Genomic DNA, 23,404 nt, shown 5'->3' on the forward strand with positions numbered 1-23,404 from the left:
CCAAGCTGTTAACAACGCTTCAGGATCGGCAACCGATGCCCTTTGCCTTGGAGACGCCGGGACGGGTCGAACCCTGCCGCATCGAGGAGGCGGGCGAGGAGTTGACGGATCTGGTGGCCGAGCTGTCCGCGTCGACCGCCCTACTGGGAGCGAGGCTCCACCCACGCACGGCGGCGAACCTCGCCGAGCTCGTGCGCATCATGAACTGCTACTACAGCAACCTCATCGAGGGGCACAACACGCGCCCGCGCGACATCGAACGCGCCCTGAACGACGATCTGGACGAGGAGGAGGGGCGCCGCAATCTCCAGCGGGAGGCCGCCGCCCATGTCCGCGTCCAGCGGCTGATCGATGCGCTCCACGCCGAGGGCCAACTTCCGGAACCCGCATCCGTCGACTTCCTGCGCTGGCTGCACCGCGAATTCTACCGGGATGCCCCGGCCGCGATGCTGAGCCTGGGGGACGGGGACCGTGCCTTCGTCATGGCCGCAGGGTGCTTCCGCAGCGCACCGGCGCATGATGTCGCCGTCGGTCGCCACCAGCCGCCGTCGAGCGACCGGGTCGCCGCCTTCATGGAGCATTTCGAACGGCGCTTCCGGTTCGCCGGCATGGGGCGCGGTGCCCGCATACTGGCGATCGCCACGGCCCATCACCGCCTGAACTACATCCACCCCTTTCCCGACGGGAACGGCCGCGTGAGCCGCCTCATGAGCCACGCCATGGGCCTTGCCGCGGGTGTCGGCGCGCATGGGCTGTGGTCGGTCTCGCGCGGGCTTGCCCGTGGCCTGGAAAGCCGGGGCGAGTACAAACGCATGATGGATCACGCGGACATGCCGCGGCAGGGCTCCCTGGATGGCCGGGGCAACCTGTCGCTTCGCGCGCTGACCGAATTCACGACCTGGTTCCTCAGGGTCGCGGTCGATCAGGTCCGCTTCATGACCGGCCTGTTCGACCTGGACCGGCTCGCCCTGCGCCTGCGCGACTATGCGGGGATGGAAAGGCGCTTCCGCCCGGAAGCGGTCCATCTTCTGGACGAGGTCCTGCTGCGCGGCGAGATGGCGCGTGGCGATGCCCCGCGCGTGACAGGCCTGCGGGAGCGGACCGCCCGTGTCCTGCTGTCCGAATTGCTGGCCGATGGCATCCTGGGATCGGACAGCCCGAAGGGCCCCGTGTCCCTACGCTTCCCGGTGCACACCGTGGAACCGCTGTTCCCCAGGCTGTTCCCGCAGGCCTGACCGCCCCCCCAGCACCTCGCCCAGCGCCTCGCGCACCACCACGATGCGCAGAGCCAGCGCCTCCAGCTCGTCGGGGCGGTCCATGTCGAGGAGCAGTTCGGCGATGGCCTCGGTGCGGCGGACGAGGGTGTCGACCTCGTGGGGCTCGGCGCGGCGCTGCATGATGGTGTCGATCAGCGCGTCGCCGGCGTAGCCGGCCAGCCGGGCGGAGCGGTCGACCAGCCGGTGCTGCAGGTCGGTGAGCGCCGGCGGCTTGTCCTCGTGGCCGAGATGGGCGCAGAAGCGGTGCAGCCACGCGATCTGGCGCACCAGCGCCTCGAAGAACAGGTCGTCCAGCTTCGGCGTCACCGCGGCGCGGCCGACCATGTCCAGCAGCGCGCTGGACAGCCGCCCGGCCGCCTGCACGTATTTGCCCATGTCGACGCGGTCGGCCGGCTCCACGAAGGGGCTGGCCTCCTCCCGCGTTTCCTGGCGGGCGTCGAGGATGCGCAGCACCACCACGATCAGCGCGTCCACCGCCGCCAGCACCGACAGGCTGGCGTGCAGCGCCTTCAGCCCGCGGTCGGCGACGAAGCCCTCCAGCGCCTCGGTGGCGCGGCGCAGCGCCAGCCGCGCCAGCCGGCGCGACTGGTAGCGCCCCTCGTCCAGCCCGGCGGTGGAGCCCAGCGCGTCCAGCACCAGGGTCAGCACCTCCACCCGCAGCAGCGCGTGCGCCAGATCGTGCAGGCTGGCCGGGCCGGTGGGGCGGGTGTCGCGGTAGTGCTGCTCCGTCAGCCGGCGGCTCTCCGCCTCGCAAGCGTCGGCGACGGTCGCCAGATGGCCGCGCCCGGCACCCTTCAGCGCGCGGACGATGCGGCGCATGGCGTCCGCCACCTCCACCGCGCCGGGCATCGCCTCGCCGTTCGCGGCATCGGCCGCGTCCGGGCGGCGGCCGTCAACCAGCCGGCCCATCAGATAGTCGCGGGCGCCGGGCAACACCACGTCCACCAGCACCGGCGCCACATAGCGCATCATGGCGTCGCCGAAGCGGTTCGGCACCGCGCCGACCAGCGTGAGCAGCGGGTTCGCATCGGCCCGCAGCAGCATGCGGGTGCGGTGGTGGACGAGACGGTCCACCAGGATCTCCGCCTTCGCGATCGTCATCGGCTCGCGCAGCAGGGAGACGACGGCCACCGCGTCGCGCGCCTCGCGCAGGCCACGCAGCGGCCGGGCGGGAACCGCGCGCACCGGCGCCGGCCGGCAGGGCGCGACGCGCTGCGCCGGGTGCTTCGCTTCCGGCTTCGCCGACGCACCCGGCCAGAAAGTCGGCCAACTGACAAAACCTGCGGCCACCACCCATTCCCCTTCCGTGGCACCCGGCAACCCTTATAGGGAATATGAGGCCCTTCTTTGACGCTTTCAAAGGGAATCAAAGCAATACTTGCTGTAGGGGATAGGAGCCGCGCGAAAGTCACAACGACATTGCAACGATCTTATCCTGATTTTCATGCGCTCTATGACCTCCGGCGGAGCCGGTCGCTCTGCGACGATCCGCCCGCGGCAGTGCCGCCCGGATCCCGCTATGCATAGCGCGTCCGTGTGGGGGGAAACGCAGGGCATGGCGACGGGTGGCGTGGAGGATGATCGGGCCTCCGGGGTGCAGGCGCGTGCGGTCGATCGGGATTCGCCGCTGTCGATGCGCGCCCATCGGCACAACATGGTGGGCGTGCCCTCGCTGGAGCTGGATTCCGCCGCCTTCAACGACGACCCGCGGCCGTTGCGCATCCACGGCGTCCGCCCCCAGAACCCGGCGTTGTTCGAGGCGCTGGACCGCACCTCCGACCCCGACACCGCGGCCGACGTTTTCCAGCACTACATGGCCTTCACCTTCGGTCTGAACCCCGACTTCTCCGGATCGGAAGGGGCGGACGGCAAGCGGCGCTTCCGGGCCAGCTACCTGCGCCTGCTGAAGGGCTGGATGTTCGACAGCAACAACGCCGAGGGCGCGGTGCTGAAGGGCTGGGTGGAGAGCCGCTTCGGCCTGCTGCCCACCTGGCACCGCGAGCCGATCCGCAAATTCGCATCCGACGCCTGGACCCGCTACGCCGAGCAGAAGCTGTCCACCCGCTTCCACAACAACGACATCCACGTCCAGCTTGACCTGCTCTACGAGTTCACCCAGTGGTGGATCGGGCGCGGATGGGGGCCGATGGCGGGGCTGAAGGGCGCCCGGCACCTGCGGCTCTACCGTGGCGTCAACGCCTTCGACGAGCACCATGTGGTGTCGCGGCCGGACCGGCGGACGGCGGTCATGCACCTGAACAACCTCTGCTCCTTCTCCATCGACCGGCACATCGCCTGCCAGTTCGGGGATTACATCCTTGAAGCACAAGTTCCGCTTGTTAAAATTATCTTCTTCCGCGACATTCTGCCTCGGTACCCATTCAACGGTGAAGGGGAATACTTGGTGGTCGGCGGCGACTACCGCGTGACCGTCTCCCTGCTCTGAGAATGGCGCTCCATGATCGATCCCAGCATACGCAGCCGCGCGCTCGGCGCCTATCTCGGCCTTGCCTGCGGCGACGCGCTGGGCGCCACGGTGGAGTTCCTGACCAAGGGCGAGATCGCGCACCAATACGGCGTGCACAAGCACATCAAGGGCGGCGGCTGGCTGAAGCTGCCGGCGGGGCACGTGACCGACGACACCGAAATGGCGATCCACCTCGGCCGCGCCATCCTGTCGGGGCCGGAGTGGGACGTGCGCCGGGCGGCCGACGAGTTCGCCATCTGGCTGAAGGGCGTGCCGATTGACGTGGGCGACACCACACGCCGCGGCATCCGCCGCTACATCATGCACGGCACGGTCTCGGAACCGCCGGGCGAGCATCTGGCCGGCAACGGTGCCGCCATGCGCATGCTGCCCGTGCCACTCGCCACGCTGGGCGACGAGGCGGCCATGGAGCTTTGGAGCCTGGAGCAGGCCCACATCACCCACAACAACCATCTGTCCGACGCCGCGGTGCTGGCGCTGGGCCGCATGGTGCAGCGGCTGATCCTGGGCGGCGGCATCAAGGACGTGCGGGAAGAGGCGAACGCGCTGGTGGCCAAGCACCGCGCCTTCAAGTTCCAGCCCTACCGCAACCTGTCCACCGCCTTCATCGTCGATACCATCCAGACCGTCTTCCACTATTACTTCCAGACCGATTCGATCGAAGCCTGCGTGGTGGAGACGGTGAACCAGGGCGGCGACGCCGACACCACCGGGGCCATCGCCGGCATGCTGGCCGGCGCCACCTACGGGGTGGAGAACATCCCGCCGCGCTGGCTGCGCAAGCTGGATCCGACGGTGCAGGACGAGATCCGCGCGCAGACCGACGCCCTGCTCGCCCGTTCCCCCCACGCAACCGCACCCTGACCGGGAGCCCCGCCGCATGGCCGACGTGATCTTCTTCGAAAAGCCGGGCTGCGCCGGCAACGCCCGCCAGAAGCACCTGCTGGAGGAGGCCGGCCACACCGTGCACGCCCGCAGCCTGCTGGCCGAGCCCTGGACCGTGGAGACGCTGCGCCCATACTTCGGCGACCGCCCGGTTGCCGACTGGTTCAACCGCTCCGCCCCCGCGGTGAAATCGGGAGCCGTGGTGCCGGAGGATCTGGACGAGGCCGCGGCCCTGGCCCTGATGCTGGAGTCACCCCTGCTGATCCGCCGCCCGCTGATGCAGGTCGGCGACCGCCGCGACTGCGGCTTCGAGCCGGAGCGCGTGCACGGCTGGATCGGGCTCAAGACGCTGCCGGAGGGCAAGACGGAAGGCTGCGCCCGCCCGGACATGCCGCCCTGCCCCACGCCCCCAGGCACCACGGGAGCGTGACGCGGGAGCCTGGACAGCGTAGGGTGTCGGAAAGTGAGACGACACGGGGTCTGAATTCGTCATGTGCGAACTGTTGGGCATGAGCGCCAACGTGCCCACGGACATCTGCTTCAGCTTCGCCGGGCTGATGAAGCGCGGCGGCGGCACCGGGCCGCACCGCGACGGCTGGGGGATCGCCTTCTACGAGGGCAAGGGCTGCCGCACCTTCCACGACCCGCACCCGAGCTGCCAGTCGGAGATCGCGCAGCTCCTGCGCCGCTACCCGATCAAGAGCCGCACCGTCATCTCCCACATCCGCCGCGCCAACCGCGGGCAGGTGTCGCTGGAGAACACCCACCCCTTCACCCGCGAGCTGTGGGGCCGCGTCTGGACCTTCGCCCACAACGGCCAGCTCAAGGGCATCAAGAAGCGCCCGGTCAGCTATTTCCAGCCAGTCGGCACGACCGACAGCGAGCACGCCTTCTGCTGGATGATGGAGCAGATCCGCATGCGCTACCCGGACCCGCCCCGGCGCGACGCGGCGCTGACCGCGCTGGTGCGCGATCTGGCGGAGGAGATGGGCGCGCTCGGCGTGTTCAACCTGCTGCTGTCGGACGGGCGCACCCTGTGGTGCCGCTGCTCCACCAACCTCGCCTGGCTGACCCGGCGGGCGCCCTTCGGCGCCGCCCAGCTCATCGACGAGGACATGACGGTGGACTTCGCCCAGGAGACCACGCCCGACGACGTCGTCACCGTCATCGCCACCCGCCCTCTGACCCGCAACGAGACCTGGACGGTCATGGAGGCCGGCAGCATGGTCGCGTTCCGCAACGGGGAACGGGTGGGATAGGGAGAGGTGCCGGGCGCACCGCGCGCCCGGCACCGGTGCCTCAGGCCGACGCCGCGGCCTTGCGGTTGGCCGTCTCACGCTCGATCCAGCGCTCGAGGATGGCGACGTGCTCCGCCTCCTCCTTGACGAACTCCTTCGCCAGCGCCGCGATCTCCGGGTTCTTCGTGTGGCCCTGGACGGTGTAGTAGAACTCGAAGCCCAGCTTCTCGCCTTGCAGCGCCGCCCGCAGCGCGTCGAGACGCGACAGCGACGGGTCGCCCGCCCACAGGGCGGTGCGTTCCGGCGTTTCCAGCGTCGGCCATACATGATCACCCGGCAGCACCAGGCTGTCGACGCCGTCCCCGGCGCGCTTGCGCGCCTCCTCCAGATGCAAGCGCGAATAGCCCGCAAGCTGGCTGAACAGCTCCGCCACCTCGGTATTGCCGACCTTCGCCATCTCGGCCGCCAGCTCGTCGAAATGGATCGCGGCGTCCTCCTCGACCTTCACCGCGTAGCCGAGGAACTCCTCGACCGTGGCGATCTCCAGCCCGCCCTTGTAATCCTTGACCGCCGTCGATAGCGCCGGCTTGGCCTTCGGCAGGGTCTCGTCACCGGCGAAGGTGATGAGGATGTCCTCGTCGCGCACGAAGCACTGGCAGGCCAGCCGGAAGCGCGGCGGCGTGTCGTTGGTCTCGGCGTTCTCGACCTCCTGCGGGGTGATCTTGCCGAGCTGGCGCAGCATCTCCTTCTCCTTTTCGGTGAGGGCGATGCCGTAGGGGGCCTTGTTGGTGAGGGTCTGCACCTCGATCACACAGGACCCGCAATTGCCGTCCCCGCAATCGAACGGGATCGGAATGCGGTGAGCCTTGGCAAGGGACAGGATGGTGCCGCGGTCACCGGCGACCGCGTACAGGGTGATGTCCTTGGCGATCGACGGCGACCGGAAAGTCACATTCGCCATAGCGTGCTCCTTTCTCCGACCCAGCGGAGTGTGTGGATGATCAAGACCAGACCATTCGTGCACCAAGCCGGTCGCAACACGCCGTTGCGACATATATTGGGACAGTCTGGCCGTAGGTTTGCCGCGCCTGACCGTGTCCGGCGCGGACGACCACGCCGAAAGCAAGTTCCATTCCTGCCAGCGGCCGATTTCTTGCGCCGGGGGAACGGATTTTTTGCCGAGGTCCGCTATGCGACAGCCTGGGTCGCCACGTCGCCATTTCCGACCCGGTTGCGGTAGGAAATGGCGGATCTCCGGGTGAGGGCGTCGGTGCCTGCGCGCATTGGACGCATACGCCGCGACCCACCCGCGTCCCCGCTGGACAATGCACGCTCGGGGGCGGAGCCCGGCGGGGATGGGGTGAAGGCGACAAACCCGACAGGCCGTGCGGGCAAGACGACAATCGCCCGCCGGACCGGGCCGCGCCCGACGAGGCGGCCCGGACGCGATCAGCCGGCCAGCGCCGCGGTCAGCCGTTCCACCGCCTCGTCCAGCGGCAGCTCGATGCGGGTGATGCCGTGCTGGTCGAGGAAGCGCTGCTCGTTGCGGCTGGGCTCCTCGACGATCACCGCCCAATGGGCGTCGGCGGAGCGCTTGGCGATCTGGCGGGCGAAGGTGCGCTGGATCTCGTGGTCGAAGCGGCAGCCCAGGAACAGGAAGTTACGGCCGGCGCGGCGGTCCTTCACCACTGGCGGGATCGGTGTCTGGATGTCGATCTCCGTCAGGATCTCCACATAGTCGCTGTCCGACACCAGGAAATTGGCGGCCGGCGAGGCGCCGCCCGACGGCTTGTAGAGGATTGTCTGCCAGGCCTCCGCCGCCTCCGCTCCCACCGCGCTGCCGTCGGGCGCGTAATGCCGCACCCATTCGCCGCTGCTCTGCGGGTGGGAGATGCCCTGGATCTGGCCCCAGGTGCGGCTGGTGTCGGTGGCCAGCAGCTTCTCCAGCAGGTCGTCGTACCACACGTCCACCACCAGCGGCGGGGTGGGCAGGCTGGCGACGAAGCGGTGCACGGGGGTGGAGGGCACCTCGCGCCGGAAGATCTCGGTCATGATGGTGTCGAGCGTCTTGCGGTGGCGGCGCGTCTCGATGAACTGGGCAACCGCGGTCAGGTTGGAGCGGATGCGGCCGGGTGCGGCCACCTTGGCGTTCAGCCGCTGCACCAGCTCCGCCGAATTGCGCGGGATCGGGCATGTCCCGTCGGCCAGCGACGCGAAGGCGCCGGGGCCGATGTAGGGCACCACGTTGCGGGCCCTCAGCCCCTCGGCCACGGCGCGGATCAGGCTGTCGGTGTCGGGCTTGGTGACGGTCTCGCTCATGGGGGCACCCTCGGCTGTCGTTGCGAAAAACCGCGCCCCGCACTATTCTTGGAGGATCGCCGCCGGGTGTCGACGCACCCGGCGGCGGCCTCCTACGGCCGGGACACGGTCAGACGGATGTGAATCCGCCAAAACCGCAGCTCGACGCGTAGAAGGAAGACGGCACTGTGCATGCCTTCCTCCTCTGGTTCGCCGGGCGGCTGATTCCGCCCGGCGTTCCGACCCTAAAGGGTCCACGCGCCGGTTGCATTCCTCTTCCTAAAGATAGATCGCCGCACCCGCCCCGGTGTTCACCGTGGCGTCCTTCAGCGTGTCGACGATGAACTGGATCTCGTCGTCCGTAACCTTGTGGTGCAGCGGCAGGGCGAGCACGCGGTCGGCCGTCTTCTGGCAGACCGGGCAATCGGCCCGGCTGGCGCCGCGCTCCTGGTAGAATTGCTGGCTGTAGAGCGGCTGTCCGTAGTCGGACGCCTCCACCCCCTGCGCCTCCAGATCCTCGATGATCGCCTTGCGGCCCGACGCGGTGAAGCGGGTGCCCAGATGCACGGCGTAGACCATGGGGTTCACCTCGGTGGCGCCGGGGCCGCGGTAGGGCGGCTTGATGCCTTCGAAGGAGGCCATGGCCGCGTCGTACCAGGCGATCACCTGCCGGCGCTTCGCCAGGATCTCCGGCAGCCGCTTGAGCTGCACCAGCCCCAGCGCCGCGTTCAGGTTGCCCATGGCCGCCTGCCAGGGCACGGTGCGGGTGATGACGACGGTGTTGCGGTGCTCCGGCTCGCGCCGGCGCAGGTAGCGCAGGCGGTGGGCGAGCTCGCGGTCGTCGGTCACCACCATGCCGCCGCCGCCCGCCAGCAGCACGCCGGGCTCGGAAAAGTCGAAGACCGAGCAGGCGCCGAAACCGCCGACCATCCGGCCCTTGTAGGTGGAGCCGATGGCCTCCGTCGAATCCTCGATCAGGATCAGCCCCTTCTCGCGGGCGAGCGCGTCCAGCTCGTCCCAATGGGCGGGGTGGCCGTTGACGTTGCCGGCGACGATGGCCTTGGTGGCGGGGGTCAGGCGCGCCGCCGCCTTCTCCGGGTTGATGGTGTGCTGCCAGTAGTCGATGTCGCAGAAGACCGGGTTGGCACCGGCCAATGCCACCGCGTGCTGCACCTGGTGCCAGCCGAAGGGGGAGCAGACGACGTCGTCGCCCGGCCCGATGCCCTGTGCCTTCAGGGCCAGAAGCAGGCCCAGGCTGCCCGACGACACCGCCACCGCGTGCGCCCGGCCGACATAATCCGCGAAGGCGCGCTCGAACGGCTCCACCATGCGGCCGTCCGACAGCGGACCGGAAGTGAGGACGCGGGCGAGCACCTCCACCTCCGCCGCCGAGATGTCGGGGTCCACAAGACCGATGTAGGAGCCTTCCTCCTCATCCGCTGCGCTGTCCGCCTCGGTCATCTAGAGATCCTCGTCCCGTTCGGCGATCAGGATGCCGGCCGCGGCCTCCGGCTTCCGGGTGAGCACCCAGCAATGCTGGGAGCCGTCCACGAGGAAGAGGCTGAAGCGCTCCTCCTCCCGGAAGGGCTCCTCGGCCATGACGGAGGTCTGGGTGCCCGCCACATAGAGGCCGGGGTTGGCGGCCTTGACGGCGCGGACGACGGCGTCCAGCCGCTGCCCCTCGCCGAGCAGGCGGCCCGCTTCGCCCGCGATGGCGTCGATCCGCTCCGGAGTCAGCGCCATGCCGCTCACTCCCCGCCCAGCTTCTTGGCCTCGACGGTGAGCGGCAGGCGGGTGTCCTCCGGCAGATCCGGCAAGGACAAGGTCCAGCCGTTCGCCACCTTGATCCAGCCGCCCCACAGGCCCGGCTTCTCCGCCTCGACGATCTTCTCCTCCAGATCCTTCTTGGCGACGTAGATCGTGTGGCCGTCGGGCACCTTGCGGATCATCACCTTCATGAAACGGGCACTCCTGCTTGGTTGTCGTTGTTGGCTCACGCCGCGAGACGGGCGAAGAGCGGGGGAAGCTCGGTGAGCACGGCGTCCACCTCGGAGTCGGTGGTCAGGCGCCCGAGCGAGAAACGGAGACTGGCCGCCGCCTCGTCGGGTGACAGCCCCATGGCGGTCAGCACATGGCTGGCGGCGTTGCCGCCCGACGCGCAGGCGGCGCCCATGGAAACCTGGATGCCGGCGCGGTCGAGCCGCAGCAGCAGCGCCTCCGCCTCCACCGGCCGGCCGGCGGCGTCGGTGAAGCGGATGTTCGACGTGTTGGGCAGGCGCTCAGCCCCACCGCCATTGACCTGGGCCCCGGGGCAGCGGGCGAGCACGCCCTGCTCCAGCCGGTCGCGCAGCCGCGCCATGTCGGCCCCGATGCCGGCGGCCACGCCCTCGGCGGCAAGCCGGGCCGCCACGCCGAAGCCGACGATGGCCGGCACATTCTCGGTGCCGCCGCGCCGCTTGCGTTCCTGATGGCCGTGGATCAGCGGGTGCAGGGCCGTGCCCTTGCGGACCCACAACGCGCCGGCCCCCTTCGGCCCGTGCATCTTGTGGGCCGACAGCGTCAGCAGGTCGGCGTCCACCGCGGCGGCCGACACCGGCACCCGCCCCGCCGCCTGCACCGCGTCGGTGTGGAACAGCGCCCCGGCGGCGTGGGCCAGCGCGGCGGCTCCGGCGACCGGCATCAGCACGCCGGTCTCGTTGTTGGCCCACAAGAGCGACACCAGCGCGGTGCCCGGCCCCACCGCGGCGGCGAGGTCATCCAGCGACAACCGCCCTTCCCCGTCCACCGGCAGGACGGTGACCGGCCAGCCCTGGGCGGCCAGATCCTCGGCCAGCAGGAGGGTGGAGGGATGCTCGACCGCGCTGGTGACAAAGCCGCGCCGGCCCGGTTCCGCCACCACCACCGCACGCAGGGCGCCCAGCACGGCCAGATGGTTGGCCTCGGTGGCGCTGGCGGTGAAGACGATCTCCGGCGCCTTGCCCCCGACCAGCGCCGCCACCGCCGTCCGCGCCTCCCCAACCATCTGCTTGGCGCGGGTGCCGGCGGAATGGGGGCTGGACGGGTTGCCCTGCACCTCCCACAGGCAGGGGAGCATGGCGTCCCTCACCTCGGGCAGCAGCGGCGTGGTGGCGTTGTGGTCGAGGTTGATCATGGCGCGCGGTCTCCCGCCGCGATGCGGCCGCTCACTCCATCACGCCCGGCACACCGCGGCGCGGGCCGCCGACCGGGCGGATCTCCGCCTCGAAACAGCCGACCAGCACGCCGCCGGGAAACTCCACCAGATAGACCGGGCTGTTGGTGTCCGGCGCGTGGCCGACGCGCACCACCATGCCGGGGGTGCCGGCGGGGATCAGCAGGGCGTTCGGCGGCACATGCGGATGGCTGCCGTCGTTGTGCAGATCCTCCACCGCCGACACCCGCTCCCCCCAGGCGTAATGCGGCTCGCGCGGGGGATTGAAGGCCGGCTTGGCCGGGGCGGCGGGCTCGGTCGCCGGGACGGGCGCGTCGGTCATGGCGGATGCTCCTTGTCGGGGGGAACTTGGGGCGAGGGGTCACTTGGGGTCGTTGCAGCGGCCATCGACCAGTTCCATCTCCTTGGCCCGCATGCCGAGGATGATGCGCCGCTCGTAAAAATCGACGGCGTAGATGTAATACATCTGCAGATAGGTGCCGATCGACTTCACATACCCCACGTCGCCGACGTTGATCATGATGTCGCCCACCGGTCGGCCGGGGTAGGTGCCGTCGTTGCGCACGTCGCGGAGCGAGCGGACCTTCTGTCCCTCCTCGAACACCGGCGGGCCGGCCAGCTCGACGCTGTCCTTGGGGTCGCGGTTCCAGCTTCGGGCGGACATGGGCTGGTCACTCCTGGTGGGAGGGCTGGCGGGCGGCGTGGCGGCGGGCGACGGCGGTGTTGCGCACCTCGTCCACCGGGTCGGTGATGAGGGGGTCGAGCTGGTCGGGGTCGATGCGGCTGGCGACGACGAAGCGCACGCACCAGTCGGGATCGTCGGCCAGCGGCGCCAGCTTCTCCTCCGGCAGGCGCTGAGCCACCTCCAGCCGGACGCGGGGGCTGTCGTCCCAGGCCATGCTCATCAGCCACTCGATGCCGATGCGCCGGGCGACCTCCAGCCGCACCTCGCCGTCCTCGTCGTGCATCATGGCGGGCAGCATGCCGGCCGGCGCCCGGCGCGCCACGCGCAGCCGCACGGAATAGTCGGGATCGCGCATGAGCGGGGCGAGGTCCGCCTCCTCGAGCCGCGCCGCCACGGCGATGCGCACCTCGCGGTCCGGGTCGGTGCGCATCTTCAGCAGCAGCCGGCGCGGCAGGCGCCGGGCGACGGAGGCGCGCACCGTCTCGTCCGGGTCCTCCATCAGGCGGGGGATCAGGAAGATCGGGGCGAAGCGCGCGGCGATGGCGCGCACCTCGAAATAGGGATGGTCCAGATGCTCGGCGGCCAGATCGGCGTTCCAGTCGAAGAAGCGGACGATGCGCCGGGCGTAGCGGTCGTGCACGCAGGCGCGCAACGGCTCGCAGCGGCCGTCGGACAGCCGGTCGCGGAAGGCGCAGCCGTCGCAGGAGACCGGGCGGCCCAGCCAGTCGGTGGCGTCGATGTCCTCGCTCATGGCTCGTCCTCCGCGTCCTGGAGGTCGGCCCGGCGGTCGGCAAGGTCGAGCAGCCGCTTGGCCCCGAAGCGGTCGGCCGGGTCCAGGGCGCGCACGGTGCCCAGGGCCTCCCGCGCCTCCTCCACCCGGCCGAGGCGCAGTTGCAGATAGCCGACGGCCAGCAGCGCGAAGAGGAAGAAGCGGGGCGCGTGGTCCAGCGCGGTAAAATCGGCGTGCGCCGGGGTCACAGCGCTCCAGTCGCCGTGGTTGACGCCGAGCCCGGTCAGCGCGTGGCGGACCAGGCGCTCGCCATAGTCCAGCGCGGCCGGCAGGTTGTGCTTGTAGAAATGGAACTTGTAATGGCCGAGATCGACCAGCCGGTGGCCGGGCGCCAGCTCGTCGGCGCGCGCCAGATGACACAGCGCCTCGATGTCGTTGCCGAAGCTGGCCGCCGCCAGATGCAGGGACCGCTCAGCCTCCGCCGGCAGGTCGCCGCCGTAGTAGCGGCGGTTCAGCCAGCTTTCATCGACCTCCGCCAGCAGCACGATCCGGTCCCCCGTGTCAGTGTCGGCGCTTCATCGCATCATCATCGGTGCGATCTCCCCCTCCCGGCCCTGCGACGCAGGGTCGCGGGCCGGGACGGGCGGGCGTCAGGCCGGGACGCAGCAGTCGGCCGGGCAGACGGCGGCGCACTGCGGCGACTTGAAGTGGCCCTCGCACTCCGTGCACTTGGCCGGATCGATGACGTAGGTGCCCTTCTTGAAGCTGATGGCGATGTTCGGGCACTCGGCCTCGCAGGCGCCGCAGGCGGTGCAGTCGGAAGCCTTGATCTTGTAAGCCATGGGTACGCTCCTTCGGGTGTTGAGCGGGCAGCGATTCGGCGCGCCGCCCGCGGGGGGAATGGGGTGGCCGGCGGCTCAGGCGCGCATCGCGGGACGGATCACCGCGTCGTGCCCGCTGCGGGACGTCGCCGTACCTTGAGCCAGGCGTTCGGCGTAGTCCTTGAAGTAGGTCAAGGCGGACTCTTCGATGTACTCGAAGGCGAAGCGGTCCACCGGCTCGATGCCGGCGGCCTCCAGCGACTTCTTCGGGCAGCCGCCGATCTTGGCGACGAAGACCGCGGCGCAGTCGTTGATGGCGGCCAGCACCACGTCCAGCGCGTCGTCGTTGCCCTCGCCGCCCTCGCAATACTCCTCGACGCGGCGGTGGCCGACGAACTTGGCGCCGTGCACGCCGACCTCGTAGATCTGGAACTCCTTGGCGTGGCCGAAATGCTCGTTGATGCGCTCGCCGCCCTTGGTGGCGACGGCGATCAGGATGGGGGCCACATCGTCGCCCACCACCTCCTGCACCTCGGCCTGGGCCGCGGCCTTGGAGCGGTGGCGCTCGGCGCGCTCGCTCTCCACATGCTCGCGGTATTCGCGGCGGACGCTGTCGTCGAACTTCAGCTCCAGCGCCTCGATCTTCTCGGTGGTGAACTCGGCGCCGCGGTCCTCGCCCAGCAGGCCCACGGCGTCGGCGCGGCACTGGCGGCAGTGGCGCATCAGCTTGGCCCCACCCTCGCACTCGTCCTGCAGGAGCTTCAGCTCCTGCGCGGTGGGCCCGCGCTGGCCGGTCAGGCCGAAATGCGTGCCGTGCGCGGGGTCGGAGATCAGCGGCATGATGTTGTGCAGGAAGGCGCCGCGGGACTTCACCGCCTTGTTGACGTCCTTCAGATGCTCGTCGTTGATGCCGGGGATCATCACCGAGTTGATCTTGGCCAGGATGCCGGCCGAGGTCAGCATCTCCAGCCCCAGCATCTGCCGCTCGTGCAGGATCTTGGCGGCGTCGCGGCCGGTCCAGCGCCGGTGGTCGTAGAAGATCCAGGGGTAGATGCGCTCGCCAACCTCGGGATCGACCATGTTGATGGTGATGGTCACATGGTCGACGTTGTAGTTCTTCAGCCGCTCGACATGGTCGGGCAGCGCCAGTCCGTTGGTGGAGATGCAGAGCTTGAGGTCGGGGGCGTGCTTGGCCAGCGCCTCGAAGGTGGCGAAGCTGTTCTTGCCGCCGGCGGCGAGGCTGTCGCCGGGACCGGCGATGCCGATGACGGAGAGCTGCGGGATCTCCTGCGCCACCGCCAGCACCTTGCGCAGCGCCTGGTCGGGGGTCAGCTTCTCCGACACCACGCCGGGCCGGCTCTCGTTGGAGCAATCGTATTTCCGATTGCAGTAGTTGCACTGGATGTTGCAGGCCGGCGCCACCGCCACATGCATGCGGGCGAAATAGTGGTGCGCCTCCTCGCTGTAGCAGGGATGGTTCTTGACCTTCTCCCACACGTCCGGCGCCATGTCGGCGGGGCCGTCGGACGACCCGCAGGAGGACGAGCTGCAACCCGACGCCGCCGACTGCGGCGCGTCCACGGCCGTTTTCAACTCACCCAGACCCAGGATGCCGTCCAGCGCGATCACGTTGCCCATGGCCCACTCCTTCTGTCGCTTGACAAGCTAAGAAGCAAGCCGCGGGCCAATGACACTAACGGTGCTTTTTCAATGACTTGCCAGTTTGTCAGCCCTGTCGGCTATGCGACAATGGGGGGTGGGCTGTCGGGGTTGCGACACGCGGCGGGGGCTACCGGCCGCTCCAAGGATTGAGCAGACGCACACCCATCGGCGCGAAATCGCTCTGGTTCCGCGTCACCAGCACCAGCCCATGAACCAGCGCGGTCGCGGCGATCAGACTGTCGCGTTGTGGACGCGGCAGCGGAACATGCAGCCCGGCGCACCGGCGCGCCACCCCCGCATCCACGGCAAGGATGCGGCCATCGAAGGCGGGAAGCAGTTGGCGGTCGATCCAGGCGCGCAGCACGGCTTCCCGGGTCGGGTCCTTGCGACCCAGCAGGGCGGCGCCGAGCTCGATCTCGAACAGGGTGATGGCGGAGACGAACTCATCGGCCGGTGCGGCACCGGCGGCCCAACCCGCCAATCCCGGATCGGCCCGGTCGGGACGGCGCAGCTCCGACAGGACCATGGTGTCGAGCAGGTACATCAACCGGCGCCCGCCGGCCGCACCAGATCGTCGTCGAGCCGCGGCGGCTCGAAATCGAAATCCGCCCCGGCCTCGTCCTGCCGCAACAACTCCAGCAGCGACCCGCCCGCGTCGCCGGACAGGCGGCGGTACTCGTCGTAGCGGAGCAGGACGAAAGCCGGCTCGCCGCGGTCGGTCACGATCACCGGGCCATCGGCCGCCGCCCGCTTCGCTTCGCTGGGGTTCTGGTTGAATTCCCGACTGGACATCGTCCGGCCCATGCCCACACCTCCCACGCAGCCGGAACCGCCATCCGGAGGCGGCCCCGCGTCCGCCTTGTAGTTACGATGCTACATGGACGGCGTGCGAGCCGCAATCGCGCCATCCCCTACCCCGCGCACCAGACGCCGCGGCGGTCGCCCTTGTAGGGGCGGGCGAGGCCGGCACGGATCAGGGATTGGGCGAGGTCGGCGCCGGCGGCGTTGCGGACGCGGGCGAGCACCCGGCCACCATACTTGTCGGACTGGATGTCCATCAGCATCACCGGGTCCTCGCCGACGAGGCGGAGCAGGAACGCGCGCGCCTCCCGCGCCTTCTCCCGTTCCTCGGGGCAACGGGCGCGCAGTTCGGGGGTGTCGATGCCGGTCAGGCGGACGGAGGTCTCGACCTCATGCCCGATCCAGATGTGGGCGCGCACGGTCAGCGTGTCGCCGTCCACCACGCGCAGCACGTCCGCGGCGATGGGGCCCACGATCGACGTCCCCCGGTCGGCCGCCCCGGCATCCTGTCCGGCCGGCGCCAACGACAGGCCCACCAGCAGAGCGGCAAGGGCCAGCAACAGGCGAAACGGCGGGCGCACGGTTTTTCTCTCCACGGCAACGGGGCGGCTCCCCGGAACACGCGGATAAGATAGTCCTGAATCAGGAACGTTTCAAGAATTTATAGGCTTTATATCCTGAATACAAACGCATGCATTCATGATCGCGGTCGCAACCGGCCGGCTGTCCTATGACAGACAACCAATCTCAAAAGTCGGTACAGCGCCCCTTGAATTCCCAATCACCGTAGCGCGTCGGCTCCGGCCCCTGCGGTCCGCCGATCTCGCCGGGCTTCTGCTCCGGCCCCTTCGCCGGTTCGGAGGTGGGGGACGCGTCGGAGTCGACAGTGCCGGCGCCGGCCGGGCTGTCGTCGGGTGCCGCCGGGGCGGGCTTCGTCGTGTCGTCGTCGGTCATCGTCGTCATGTGGCGGTTGGGCGCTGCCGGTCCAAGTCCTTGAACGCCGGCGCGTGGCAAGCCCATATCACCGGTGACGCACCGCGCAAACGGATTCCTTGGACGCCATGACCAGCTATCTGAAGACGACCATCCTCCTCGCCGGCCTCACCGCACTGTTCGCCGTGCTCGGCTTCGCCATCGGTGGCAAGGCCGGCATGCTGATCGCCCTGGTCGTGGCGGTCGGCATGAACGTCTTCACCTGGTGGAACTCGGGCGACATGGTGCTGCGCATGTACAACGCGCAGGAGGTGGACGCCCACAGCGCCCCCGATTACTACGCCATGGTGCAGCGCTTGGCGCAGCGCGCCGGCCTGCCGATGCCGCGCGTCTACATCATCCACAACGACCAGCCCAACGCCTTCGCCACCGGCCGCGACCCGGAGCACGCCGCCGTCGCCGCCACCACCGGCCTTCTGGACCGGCTGAGCCCGGAGGAGGTGGCCGGCGTCATGGCGCACGAGCTGGCGCATGTGAAGAACCGCGACACGCTGATCATGACGGTGACCGCCACCATCGCCGGCGCCATCTCCATGCTCGCCAATTTCGGCCTGTTCTTCGGCGGCACCAGCTCCTCCGACGACGGCCGCGGCGGCAGCCCGCTGGGCTTTGTCGGCACCATCCTGCTGGCGATCCTGGCGCCGATGGCCGCGATGGTCGTGCAGATGGCGATCAGCCGCACCCGCGAGTACGAGGCCGACCGCATCGGCGCCGAGATCTGCGGGCGCCCCACCTGGCTGGCCGACGCGCTGGAGAGCATCCACGCCGCCGCCCGCCGCATCCCCAACCCGGCGGCGGAGGCGCACCCGGCGACCGCGCATCTGTTCATCGCCAACCCGCTGCACGGCCGCAGCCTCGCCACCCTGTTCTCCACCCACCCGGCGACCGAGGAGCGGGTGGCGCGCCTGCGCGCCATGGCCGGTTGGAACCACCCGCAGCAGGCGACCGTCAACCCCTGGCTCGGCAACGGCGGGCCACACGATCCCCGGGGCGGTCCCCGGGGCGGCCCCTGGGGCTGATGCCCGGCACCGCCGTCACCGCCGCCCTCACCACCGGTGCTTCACCGTGGCGACGACGGTGCGGCCCTGCCCATACCAGCAGCGGTTGCCCCAGCAGTCGTAGATGGTCTTGTCGGTCAGGTTGGTGACGTTGAGCGCGAGCTGGTAGCCCCCGGTGTCGTAGCGCAGGGCCGCGTCCAGCACGGTGAAGGCCGGCATCATGAAGCGGCCCGTCGAGGAGTCGGTGTTGGGCCGTTCGCCGACGTAACGCGCGCCGCCGCCCAGCGACACCCCCTCCGCCACACCTTCGGGAAAGGCGTAGTCGAGCCACAGGGACGCGCTGTGCTTGGGAATGCCCTTCGGTGCGTTGCCCAGGTTGTCGGTGTTGCTCTTGGTGTATTCGGCGTCGAGGAAAGTGTAGGCGCCGGTCGCCGTCAGCCCGTCGACCAGCGTCACCTTGGCTTCCAGCTCCAGCCCGCGGGAGCGGAATTCGCCGGTCTGTATCTGGCCGAAGGGGTGGTTGACCTGATCGGGATCGGAGGTCAGCACATTCTGCTGCACGAGGTCGAAGACCGCGGCGGTGAACAGGCTGGAGCCGCCAGGCGGCTGCACCTTGACGCCGATCTCGTACTGCCGGCCGGTGCGCGGCTCGTAGGGGGCGCCGTACAGGTTCGGCTCGATCGTCGGGGTGAAGGAGGTGGCGGCCGAGGCGTAAGGCGCCACGCCGTTGTCGAACAGGTAAGTCAACCCGGCACGCCCGGTCAGCCGGTGGTCGGTGCGGGAAAAGGCGGTGCCGCTCGTCCGCTCGCTCACGTCGGTCTCGGCGCGGTCCCAGCGCGCCCCCAGCGTCAGCACCCAGCGCTCCGCGATCGTCGCCTGATCCTGCGCGTACAGGCCGATCTGCCGCGACTCCACCGTCTGGTCGGCGTAGGGGCGGGCGGGCAGCGCGATGGCCGCGCCATAGACCGGCGCGAAGATGTCGATGGACGGGCCGGGGCCGAAATAGTTGCGCTCCTCCACCACGGTGCGGCGGTAATCCACCCCGAACAGCGTGACGTGCGTCGTGGCCCCGGTCCCCCATCGGGCCTGCGCCCGGCTGTCGATGCCCAGCGCGCGGGCGCTGCCGAAGGACCCGAAGGCACTGCGCCGCAAGGTGCGCTGCGTGGAATCGGCCGGATCGAGCCCGATTCCGTAGGCGGTCTGGTAGTCCAGATCGACGCGGCGGAAGCGCAGCGTCTGCTGCACGCTCCAGGTGTCGTCGATGTCGTGCTCCAGGTCGTAGCCGATCGAGGCCTGCGTCTTCCGATAATAGTCGAAATCCGGCTCGCCGCCGTTGGTGCTCCGTCCGATCCGGCCGTTCGGGTTGGGCAGGGCGATGCCGGACGCCGGCAGGAAGGCCTGGGTGCCGCCGCTGTCACCGAGATCGTCGCGCTGGTAGCTCGCCATCAGCGTCAGCGTGGTGCGGTCGGTCGGCCGCCAGGCCAGGGACGGTGCCAGGAAGACCCGGTCGTCGCGGACGAACTCCACCTCGCTGGCGCTGCGCCGCAACAGCCCCACCATCCGGACGGCGACGGCACCGTCCGCCGCGGCGGCGCCCCCCACGTCGAAGGCGCCCTGGTAGCGCTCGTGGTTGCCGAGCTTCGCCTCCACCTCGTTCACCGGTGTGGTGGTCGGCCGCTTGGACCGCATGTTGATGATGCCGCCGGTGGAGGTCTGGCCGTAGAGCATGGAGGCCGGTCCCTTCATCACCTCCAGCCGCTCCAGCCCGTACGGCTCGACAGTGCTGTTGGCGTAGGTCGAGGACGGCATCTGCAGGCCGTCCAGGAACGCCGAGGCCCAGTCGAAGGGGTAGCCGCGGAAGGTGATCAGATCCTCCCGGAAATCGGTCGAGGCGCTGGGGGTGACGCCGGCGGAATAGCCGACCGCGTCCTTGATGGTGGCGACGCCGCGCGCCGCCATCTCCTCGCGGGTGACGACCGAGACGGACTGCGGCGTCTCCAGGAGCGGCGTGTCGGTCTTGGAGCCGCTGGTCGCGCGGGTTGCCAGCGGCCCCTGGACGCCGCGGCCGGAAGCCCCCTCCACCGTCACCGGGTCGAGCGTGACCGCGCCCGACGACGATGGTGCCGGCGCCAGGGTCACCGTGGTGGCGTTGATGTAGCGGTGGACGAAGCCGGACCCGGCCAGCAGTCTGGACAGCGCCTCGTCGGGCGTCAGCGTGCCGGACAGCGCGGGCGCCATCCGCCCCGCCACATCCTGCGACCGCATCATCAGCCGCAACCCCGCCCGGTCGGCCAGGGCGGTGAGCGCGGTGTCCAGGCTCTGGGCGGGAAGATCGAACGCGATGCGGGCCTGGACGGGGACCGGCTGCGCCGCGACCGGGGTGGGAGCGACGGCGGAGAGGGCGACAAGGGCGGCGGCCAACGCCGCGCGGTGGAAACGGGTGAAGGATGGAACGGTGACCATGGGCGGCGTATCCCTGTGCGCGTCGGGTGGCGGCGACATGGCGTCAATGACACGCAGTCGCATTCAGCCCTACGACGACCGGGCTACCCTCACCTTGCAGCGGGAATTTTCGCCACCGGGCATTTTCCTCAGCGGATGATGGTCAGCCAGGGAAGGCGGACGGCATCGACGCCGAATCCCTGGCGCAGGACATCCAGCAGTTCCGTCTCGTCGCCGATCCCGAACACCCCGGTCACCGGCAGGCGGCCCAGAGTGTCGCCCAGCACCAGCGTGCGGCCATGGCGGTAGCGGTCGACCTCCGCCACCACATCGGCCAGGGGGCGGTTGCGGAAGATCAGCTTGCCGCGGCGCCAGGCCGTTTCCGCCTCCGCGTCGACAGACTGCGGCTGTGGCCGGCCCGGCTCCCCACCGCCATAGACGAGGCGCTGCCCCGCGGTCAGCCGCACCGGGCCGCCGCCGGCGGGCGTCACCTCGACGACACCGTGCGCCACGGTGACCGTGGCGCGCGCGCCGTCGAGCCGCACGGCGTAGACGGTGCCGACCGCCCGCGCGGTGCCGCCACCGGCCTCCACCACGAAGGGCCGTGCCGGATCGGCCGACACCTCGAACAGCGCCTCGCCATCGGCGAGCGTGACCCGCCGCTCCTCCGCGGTGAAGCGGAGCAGCACGGCCGAACCGGTGTTCAGGGTGACCCGCGATCCGTCGGGCAGCGTCACCTCCCGCCGCTCGCCCACCGCGGTCGTATGGTCGGCCCGCCACCGGTCGAGCAGAAGCGTGGGGCCGCCCCAGGACAGCACCGCCAGGACCAGCGCCGCGGCCACCGCGGCCACCGCCGGAACCAGCCGCCGCCGCGCCGGTGCGGCCATGCGGCGCCGGGCCGCGGTCTGGGTCCGGCCGACATCGCCCCACAAGGCCTCGGCCTCCCGCGCCGCCTGCTCGTGCTCGGGGCTGGTTGAGCGCCATGCGGCGTAGCGCGCGCGCAAGGCCGCGTCCGCCCGGCCGGAGGTCAGCCGCACCAGCCAGTCCAGGGCCTCGTCGGCCAAATCCATGCCATCCCCGGCGTCGCCGTCGTCCCGTCGTCGCATCCGCTCACACCGCCGCCAGCCGGTCATTCCCGTTGTCATAGACGACCGCGGCCGGCCGGACCAGCGGCGGCTCCCCGGCCCCCCTCGCCCGCCGCGCCGAGACGTCGCCGGCAATGACGCAGTGCCTGGGCGATGTATTTCGCCACCATGCTTTCCGACACGCCGAGCCGCCGGGCGATGGCCACGTGCGTCAGCCCGTCCACCCGGCTCAGCAGCAGGGCGGAGCGCACGTTGGCCGGCAGTTCCTCCAGCGCGGAATCGAGCAGGCGCAGGCGCTCGCGCTGCAACAGCCCCGCCTCGGCCGAGGGTGCCGGATCGGGCACCGCCGACCCGGCCTCGGCCGTGGCCTGCACATCCGCCCTGCGGCCGTCGCGCCGGCGCTCGTCGATGGCGAGATTGCCGGCAACCCGGAACACGAAGGCGCGGGCGTCGCGCACCTCGTCCCCGCCCTTGTTCGCCGTGGTCAGCCGAAGATAGGTGTCCTGGGCTACGTCGGCCGCCCGTTCCGCCGTGCCGAGCCGACGGGCCAGGAACCGCAGCAACTCGTCGTAATGCGCCTGGAACGCGGCCACCAGCCCGTTCGGCATCGCCTCCGTCATGCCCGCCGCTCTTCACTCCCCCACCCCGGCGGAAAGCTAACATCAGTCGCGAATCATTCGCAATCTCATAACATCCGGCGATGAGGCCGCCACCGGGGCGCAAGGCGGAGTGACCGCTGTTGCGCCGCGCACGCCCGCTGATTAGGCTTCCGTCGGATCGATTCAACTCCGGGGCTTCGTGGCATGTCCGAACATCAGCGTTTCCGTCTGGTCACCCGCTCCGACTTCGACGGGCTGGTCTGCGCCGTCCTGCTGAAGGAGCTGGACATCCTGGACGACATCAAGTTCGTCCATCCCAAGGACATGCAGGACGGCAAGATCGAGATCACGCCACACGACATCACCACCAACCTGCCCTATGTCGAGGGCGCCCACCTCGTCTTCGACCACCATCTGTCGGAGACGATCCGGGTCGGCAAGCGCGACAACCACATCATCGATCCCAAGGCGCCCTCGGCGGCCCGCGTCGTCTATGATTACTATGGGGGGAAGGAACGCTTCCCCACCGTCTCCGACGAGATGATGCGCGCCGTCGATCAGGCCGATTCGGCCCAGTACGGCAAGGCCGACATCCTCGCCCCGCGCGACTGGACCCTGCTGAACTTCCTGATGGACGCCCGCACCGGGCTGGGGCGCTTCCGGGAATTCCGGGTGTCGAACTACCAGTTGATGATGGATCTCATCGACTACTGCCGGAACCACTCGATCGAGCAGATCCTGGCGCTGCCCGACGTGAAGGAACGGGTGGACCTGTATTTCGACTATGAGGGCCGTTTCATCGAGCAGATCGACCGCTGCTCGACCCTGCACGGCAACGTCTGCGTGCTCGACCTCCGCAAGGAGGAGACGATCTGGCCCGGCAACCGCTTCATGATCTACGCGCTGCACCCATCCTGCAACGTGTCGATCCATGTGATGTGGGGGCTGAAGCAGCAGAACACCGTGCTGGCGGTCGGCAAATCCATCATCAACCGCTCGTCCAAGGCCAACATCGGCGCGCTGATGCTGGAGCATGGCGGCGGCGGCCATCAGGCCGCCGGCACCTGCCAGCCCGCCAACGACCAGGCGGAGGCCGTGCTGGCCCAGGTGATCGCGGCCCTGCGGGAGGATGGCTGAACGCGCGGCGGCGCTGTCCCGCCAGCCGCGCGCCCGCACGAAAGCTTGCAGAACAGAATTGCGCGCCTACCGTTA

The 23,404-nt window shown here is 69.8% G+C and carries 27 protein-coding genes; 7 read left to right on the forward strand and 20 right to left on the reverse strand.

The genetic code is table 11. The features are described from left to right. The first annotated feature begins 35 nt into the window (after positions 1-35). Complete coding sequence (locus HL658_RS26905) at positions 36-1,235, forward strand: Fic family protein (RefSeq protein WP_180285458.1); 1,200 nt, start codon at positions 36-38, stop codon at positions 1,233-1,235. On the opposite strand, the gene HL658_RS26910 is transcribed toward HL658_RS26905, so the two are convergent. Beyond that, on the reverse strand, positions 1,176-2,567 hold the full coding sequence (locus HL658_RS26910) for a hypothetical protein (protein WP_180285459.1): 1,392 nt from the start codon (positions 2,565-2,567) through the stop codon (positions 1,176-1,178). The genes HL658_RS26905 and HL658_RS26910 overlap by 60 nt on opposite strands. A gap of 265 nt (positions 2,568-2,832) precedes the next feature. Between HL658_RS26910 and HL658_RS26915 the strand changes: the two genes are divergently transcribed. The 4 genes from HL658_RS26915 to HL658_RS26930 all read left to right on the forward strand — a co-directional run bounded on the left by HL658_RS26915 (position 2,833) and on the right by HL658_RS26930 (position 5,909). After that, the gene (locus HL658_RS26915; protein ID WP_180285460.1) at positions 2,833-3,723 is read left to right on the forward strand and encodes an NAD(+)--dinitrogen-reductase ADP-D-ribosyltransferase; all 891 of its coding nucleotides are present in this window, start codon (positions 2,833-2,835) and stop codon (positions 3,721-3,723) included. 12 nt (positions 3,724-3,735) lie between these two features. Next, positions 3,736-4,629, forward strand: coding sequence for an ADP-ribosyl-[dinitrogen reductase] hydrolase (draG, locus tag HL658_RS26920; RefSeq protein ID WP_180285461.1), 894 nt, complete (start codon positions 3,736-3,738; stop codon positions 4,627-4,629). 16 nt (positions 4,630-4,645) lie between these two features. Continuing rightward, complete coding sequence (locus HL658_RS26925; RefSeq protein WP_180285462.1) at positions 4,646-5,080, forward strand: ArsC/Spx/MgsR family protein; 435 nt, start codon at positions 4,646-4,648, stop codon at positions 5,078-5,080. Between the two features lie 61 nt (positions 5,081-5,141). Then, entirely contained in the window at positions 5,142-5,909 is a 768-nt protein-coding gene (locus HL658_RS26930; protein ID WP_180285463.1) for a class II glutamine amidotransferase, read from the forward strand. A 40-nt stretch (positions 5,910-5,949) separates the two neighbouring features. On the opposite strand, the gene HL658_RS37870 is transcribed toward HL658_RS26930, so the two are convergent. The 16 genes from HL658_RS37870 to HL658_RS27010 form a co-directional block, all read right to left on the reverse strand. Then, the gene (locus HL658_RS37870; RefSeq protein WP_180285464.1) at positions 5,950-6,849 is read right to left on the reverse strand and encodes a ferritin family protein; all 900 of its coding nucleotides are present in this window, start codon (positions 6,847-6,849) and stop codon (positions 5,950-5,952) included. Positions 6,850-7,337: 488 nt separating this feature from the next. Further along, positions 7,338-8,207, reverse strand: coding sequence for an SIR2 family NAD-dependent protein deacylase (locus tag HL658_RS26940; protein ID WP_180285465.1), 870 nt, complete (start codon positions 8,205-8,207; stop codon positions 7,338-7,340). Between the two features lie 258 nt (positions 8,208-8,465). Then, complete coding sequence (locus HL658_RS26945) at positions 8,466-9,647, reverse strand: DegT/DnrJ/EryC1/StrS family aminotransferase (RefSeq protein WP_180285466.1); 1,182 nt, start codon at positions 9,645-9,647, stop codon at positions 8,466-8,468. Further along, positions 9,648-9,929: a hypothetical protein gene (locus HL658_RS26950; RefSeq protein ID WP_180285467.1), complete on the reverse strand. Its 282-nt coding sequence runs from the start codon at positions 9,927-9,929 to the stop codon at positions 9,648-9,650. Positions 9,930-9,934: 5 nt separating this feature from the next. After that, entirely contained in the window at positions 9,935-10,144 is a 210-nt protein-coding gene (gene nifT / locus HL658_RS26955; RefSeq protein ID WP_180285468.1) for a putative nitrogen fixation protein NifT, read from the reverse strand. A gap of 35 nt (positions 10,145-10,179) precedes the next feature. Next, on the reverse strand, positions 10,180-11,337 hold the full coding sequence (locus HL658_RS26960) for a cysteine desulfurase family protein (RefSeq protein WP_180285469.1): 1,158 nt from the start codon (positions 11,335-11,337) through the stop codon (positions 10,180-10,182). Positions 11,338-11,368: 31 nt separating this feature from the next. Then, positions 11,369-11,698, reverse strand: coding sequence for a nitrogen fixation protein NifZ (locus HL658_RS26965; RefSeq protein WP_180285470.1), 330 nt, complete (start codon positions 11,696-11,698; stop codon positions 11,369-11,371). 39 nt (positions 11,699-11,737) lie between these two features. Next, positions 11,738-12,040, reverse strand: coding sequence for a nitrogen fixation protein NifZ (locus HL658_RS26970; RefSeq protein WP_180285471.1), 303 nt, complete (start codon positions 12,038-12,040; stop codon positions 11,738-11,740). Between the two features lie 7 nt (positions 12,041-12,047). Continuing rightward, a complete protein-coding gene (locus HL658_RS26975) occupies positions 12,048-12,812 on the reverse strand; it encodes a 4Fe4S-binding leucine-rich repeat protein (protein WP_180285472.1) in 765 nt (254 codons plus the stop codon). Continuing rightward, on the reverse strand, positions 12,809-13,336 hold the full coding sequence (locus tag HL658_RS26980; RefSeq protein ID WP_343055356.1) for a tetratricopeptide repeat protein: 528 nt from the start codon (positions 13,334-13,336) through the stop codon (positions 12,809-12,811). The genes HL658_RS26975 and HL658_RS26980 overlap by 4 nt, the downstream gene beginning before the upstream one ends. Before the next feature lie 105 nt (positions 13,337-13,441). Further along, positions 13,442-13,633, reverse strand: a complete 192-nt coding sequence (locus HL658_RS26985; RefSeq protein ID WP_180285473.1) for a 4Fe-4S dicluster domain-containing protein — start codon at positions 13,631-13,633, stop codon at positions 13,442-13,444. A gap of 75 nt (positions 13,634-13,708) precedes the next feature. Continuing rightward, the gene (gene nifB / locus HL658_RS26990) at positions 13,709-15,250 is read right to left on the reverse strand and encodes a nitrogenase cofactor biosynthesis protein NifB (RefSeq protein ID WP_180285474.1); all 1,542 of its coding nucleotides are present in this window, start codon (positions 15,248-15,250) and stop codon (positions 13,709-13,711) included. 151 nt (positions 15,251-15,401) lie between these two features. Then, positions 15,402-15,818, reverse strand: a complete 417-nt coding sequence (locus tag HL658_RS26995) for a type II toxin-antitoxin system VapC family toxin (protein WP_180285475.1) — start codon at positions 15,816-15,818, stop codon at positions 15,402-15,404. Beyond that, positions 15,818-16,078, reverse strand: a complete 261-nt coding sequence (locus HL658_RS27000; protein WP_180285476.1) for a type II toxin-antitoxin system Phd/YefM family antitoxin — start codon at positions 16,076-16,078, stop codon at positions 15,818-15,820. The genes HL658_RS26995 and HL658_RS27000 overlap by 1 nt, the downstream gene beginning before the upstream one ends. Positions 16,079-16,185: 107 nt before the next feature. Then, entirely contained in the window at positions 16,186-16,656 is a 471-nt protein-coding gene (locus tag HL658_RS27005; protein ID WP_343055357.1) for a thermonuclease family protein, read from the reverse strand. Positions 16,657-16,822: 166 nt separating this feature from the next. Next, entirely contained in the window at positions 16,823-17,038 is a 216-nt protein-coding gene (locus HL658_RS27010) for a succinate dehydrogenase assembly factor 4 (RefSeq protein ID WP_425485379.1), read from the reverse strand. Between the two features lie 98 nt (positions 17,039-17,136). Between HL658_RS27010 and htpX the strand changes: the two genes are divergently transcribed. Beyond that, positions 17,137-18,087, forward strand: coding sequence for a zinc metalloprotease HtpX (htpX, locus tag HL658_RS27015; RefSeq protein ID WP_180285478.1), 951 nt, complete (start codon positions 17,137-17,139; stop codon positions 18,085-18,087). Positions 18,088-18,114: 27 nt separating this feature from the next. Here the strand turns inward: htpX and HL658_RS27020 are convergent, their stop codons facing one another. From HL658_RS27020 to HL658_RS27030, 3 genes are all read right to left on the reverse strand, one after another. Then, entirely contained in the window at positions 18,115-20,529 is a 2,415-nt protein-coding gene (locus tag HL658_RS27020; protein ID WP_180285479.1) for a TonB-dependent siderophore receptor, read from the reverse strand. 128 nt (positions 20,530-20,657) lie between these two features. Continuing rightward, positions 20,658-21,614: a FecR family protein gene (locus HL658_RS27025; protein WP_180285480.1), complete on the reverse strand. Its 957-nt coding sequence runs from the start codon at positions 21,612-21,614 to the stop codon at positions 20,658-20,660. 35 nt (positions 21,615-21,649) lie between these two features. Next, positions 21,650-22,213 carry a sigma-70 family RNA polymerase sigma factor gene (locus HL658_RS27030; RefSeq protein ID WP_180285481.1) on the reverse strand — a complete coding sequence of 188 codons (564 nt, stop codon included), beginning with the start codon at positions 22,211-22,213 and terminating at the stop codon, positions 21,650-21,652. 183 nt (positions 22,214-22,396) lie between these two features. Between HL658_RS27030 and HL658_RS27035 the strand changes: the two genes are divergently transcribed. Then, positions 22,397-23,329 carry an exopolyphosphatase gene (locus tag HL658_RS27035; protein ID WP_180285482.1) on the forward strand — a complete coding sequence of 311 codons (933 nt, stop codon included), beginning with the start codon at positions 22,397-22,399 and terminating at the stop codon, positions 23,327-23,329. Positions 23,330-23,404: the final 75 nt, after the last annotated feature.

The sequence above is a fragment of the Azospirillum oleiclasticum genome (genome assembly GCF_013423485.1).
In the GTDB taxonomy this organism is placed as follows: Bacteria; Pseudomonadota; Alphaproteobacteria; order Azospirillales; family Azospirillaceae; genus Azospirillum; species Azospirillum oleiclasticum.

What these genes read in the sequence shown, in the direction of transcription:
- HL658_RS26905 (WP_180285458.1), top strand. Translation starts at nt 36, where the DNA reads ATGCCCTTTGCCTTGGAGACGCCGGGACGGGTCGAACCCTGCCGCATC.
- HL658_RS26915 (WP_180285460.1), top strand. Translation starts at nt 2,833, where the DNA reads ATGGCGACGGGTGGCGTGGAGGATGATCGGGCCTCCGGGGTGCAGGCG.
- draG (WP_180285461.1), top strand. Translation starts at nt 3,736, where the DNA reads ATGATCGATCCCAGCATACGCAGCCGCGCGCTCGGCGCCTATCTCGGC.
- HL658_RS26925 (WP_180285462.1), top strand. Translation starts at nt 4,646, where the DNA reads ATGGCCGACGTGATCTTCTTCGAAAAGCCGGGCTGCGCCGGCAACGCC.
- HL658_RS26930 (WP_180285463.1), top strand. Translation starts at nt 5,142, where the DNA reads ATGTGCGAACTGTTGGGCATGAGCGCCAACGTGCCCACGGACATCTGC.
- HL658_RS37870 (WP_180285464.1), bottom strand. Translation starts at nt 6,849, where the DNA reads ATGGCGAATGTGACTTTCCGGTCGCCGTCGATCGCCAAGGACATCACC.
- HL658_RS26940 (WP_180285465.1), bottom strand. Translation starts at nt 8,207, where the DNA reads ATGAGCGAGACCGTCACCAAGCCCGACACCGACAGCCTGATCCGCGCC.
- HL658_RS26945 (WP_180285466.1), bottom strand. Translation starts at nt 9,647, where the DNA reads ATGACCGAGGCGGACAGCGCAGCGGATGAGGAGGAAGGCTCCTACATC.
- HL658_RS26950 (WP_180285467.1), bottom strand. Translation starts at nt 9,929, where the DNA reads ATGGCGCTGACTCCGGAGCGGATCGACGCCATCGCGGGCGAAGCGGGC.
- nifT (WP_180285468.1), bottom strand. Translation starts at nt 10,144, where the DNA reads ATGAAGGTGATGATCCGCAAGGTGCCCGACGGCCACACGATCTACGTC.
- HL658_RS26960 (WP_180285469.1), bottom strand. Translation starts at nt 11,337, where the DNA reads ATGATCAACCTCGACCACAACGCCACCACGCCGCTGCTGCCCGAGGTG.
- HL658_RS26965 (WP_180285470.1), bottom strand. Translation starts at nt 11,698, where the DNA reads ATGACCGACGCGCCCGTCCCGGCGACCGAGCCCGCCGCCCCGGCCAAG.
- HL658_RS26970 (WP_180285471.1), bottom strand. Translation starts at nt 12,040, where the DNA reads ATGTCCGCCCGAAGCTGGAACCGCGACCCCAAGGACAGCGTCGAGCTG.
- HL658_RS26975 (WP_180285472.1), bottom strand. Translation starts at nt 12,812, where the DNA reads ATGAGCGAGGACATCGACGCCACCGACTGGCTGGGCCGCCCGGTCTCC.
- HL658_RS26985 (WP_180285473.1), bottom strand. Translation starts at nt 13,633, where the DNA reads ATGGCTTACAAGATCAAGGCTTCCGACTGCACCGCCTGCGGCGCCTGC.
- nifB (WP_180285474.1), bottom strand. Translation starts at nt 15,250, where the DNA reads ATGGGCAACGTGATCGCGCTGGACGGCATCCTGGGTCTGGGTGAGTTG.
- HL658_RS26995 (WP_180285475.1), bottom strand. Translation starts at nt 15,818, where the DNA reads ATGTACCTGCTCGACACCATGGTCCTGTCGGAGCTGCGCCGTCCCGAC.
- HL658_RS27000 (WP_180285476.1), bottom strand. Translation starts at nt 16,078, where the DNA reads ATGGGCCGGACGATGTCCAGTCGGGAATTCAACCAGAACCCCAGCGAA.
- HL658_RS27010 (WP_425485379.1), bottom strand. Translation starts at nt 17,038, where the DNA reads ATGACGACGATGACCGACGACGACACGACGAAGCCCGCCCCGGCGGCA.
- htpX (WP_180285478.1), top strand. Translation starts at nt 17,137, where the DNA reads ATGACCAGCTATCTGAAGACGACCATCCTCCTCGCCGGCCTCACCGCA.
- HL658_RS27020 (WP_180285479.1), bottom strand. Translation starts at nt 20,529, where the DNA reads ATGGTCACCGTTCCATCCTTCACCCGTTTCCACCGCGCGGCGTTGGCC.
- HL658_RS27025 (WP_180285480.1), bottom strand. Translation starts at nt 21,614, where the DNA reads ATGCGACGACGGGACGACGGCGACGCCGGGGATGGCATGGATTTGGCC.
- HL658_RS27030 (WP_180285481.1), bottom strand. Translation starts at nt 22,213, where the DNA reads ATGACGGAGGCGATGCCGAACGGGCTGGTGGCCGCGTTCCAGGCGCAT.
- HL658_RS27035 (WP_180285482.1), top strand. Translation starts at nt 22,397, where the DNA reads ATGTCCGAACATCAGCGTTTCCGTCTGGTCACCCGCTCCGACTTCGAC.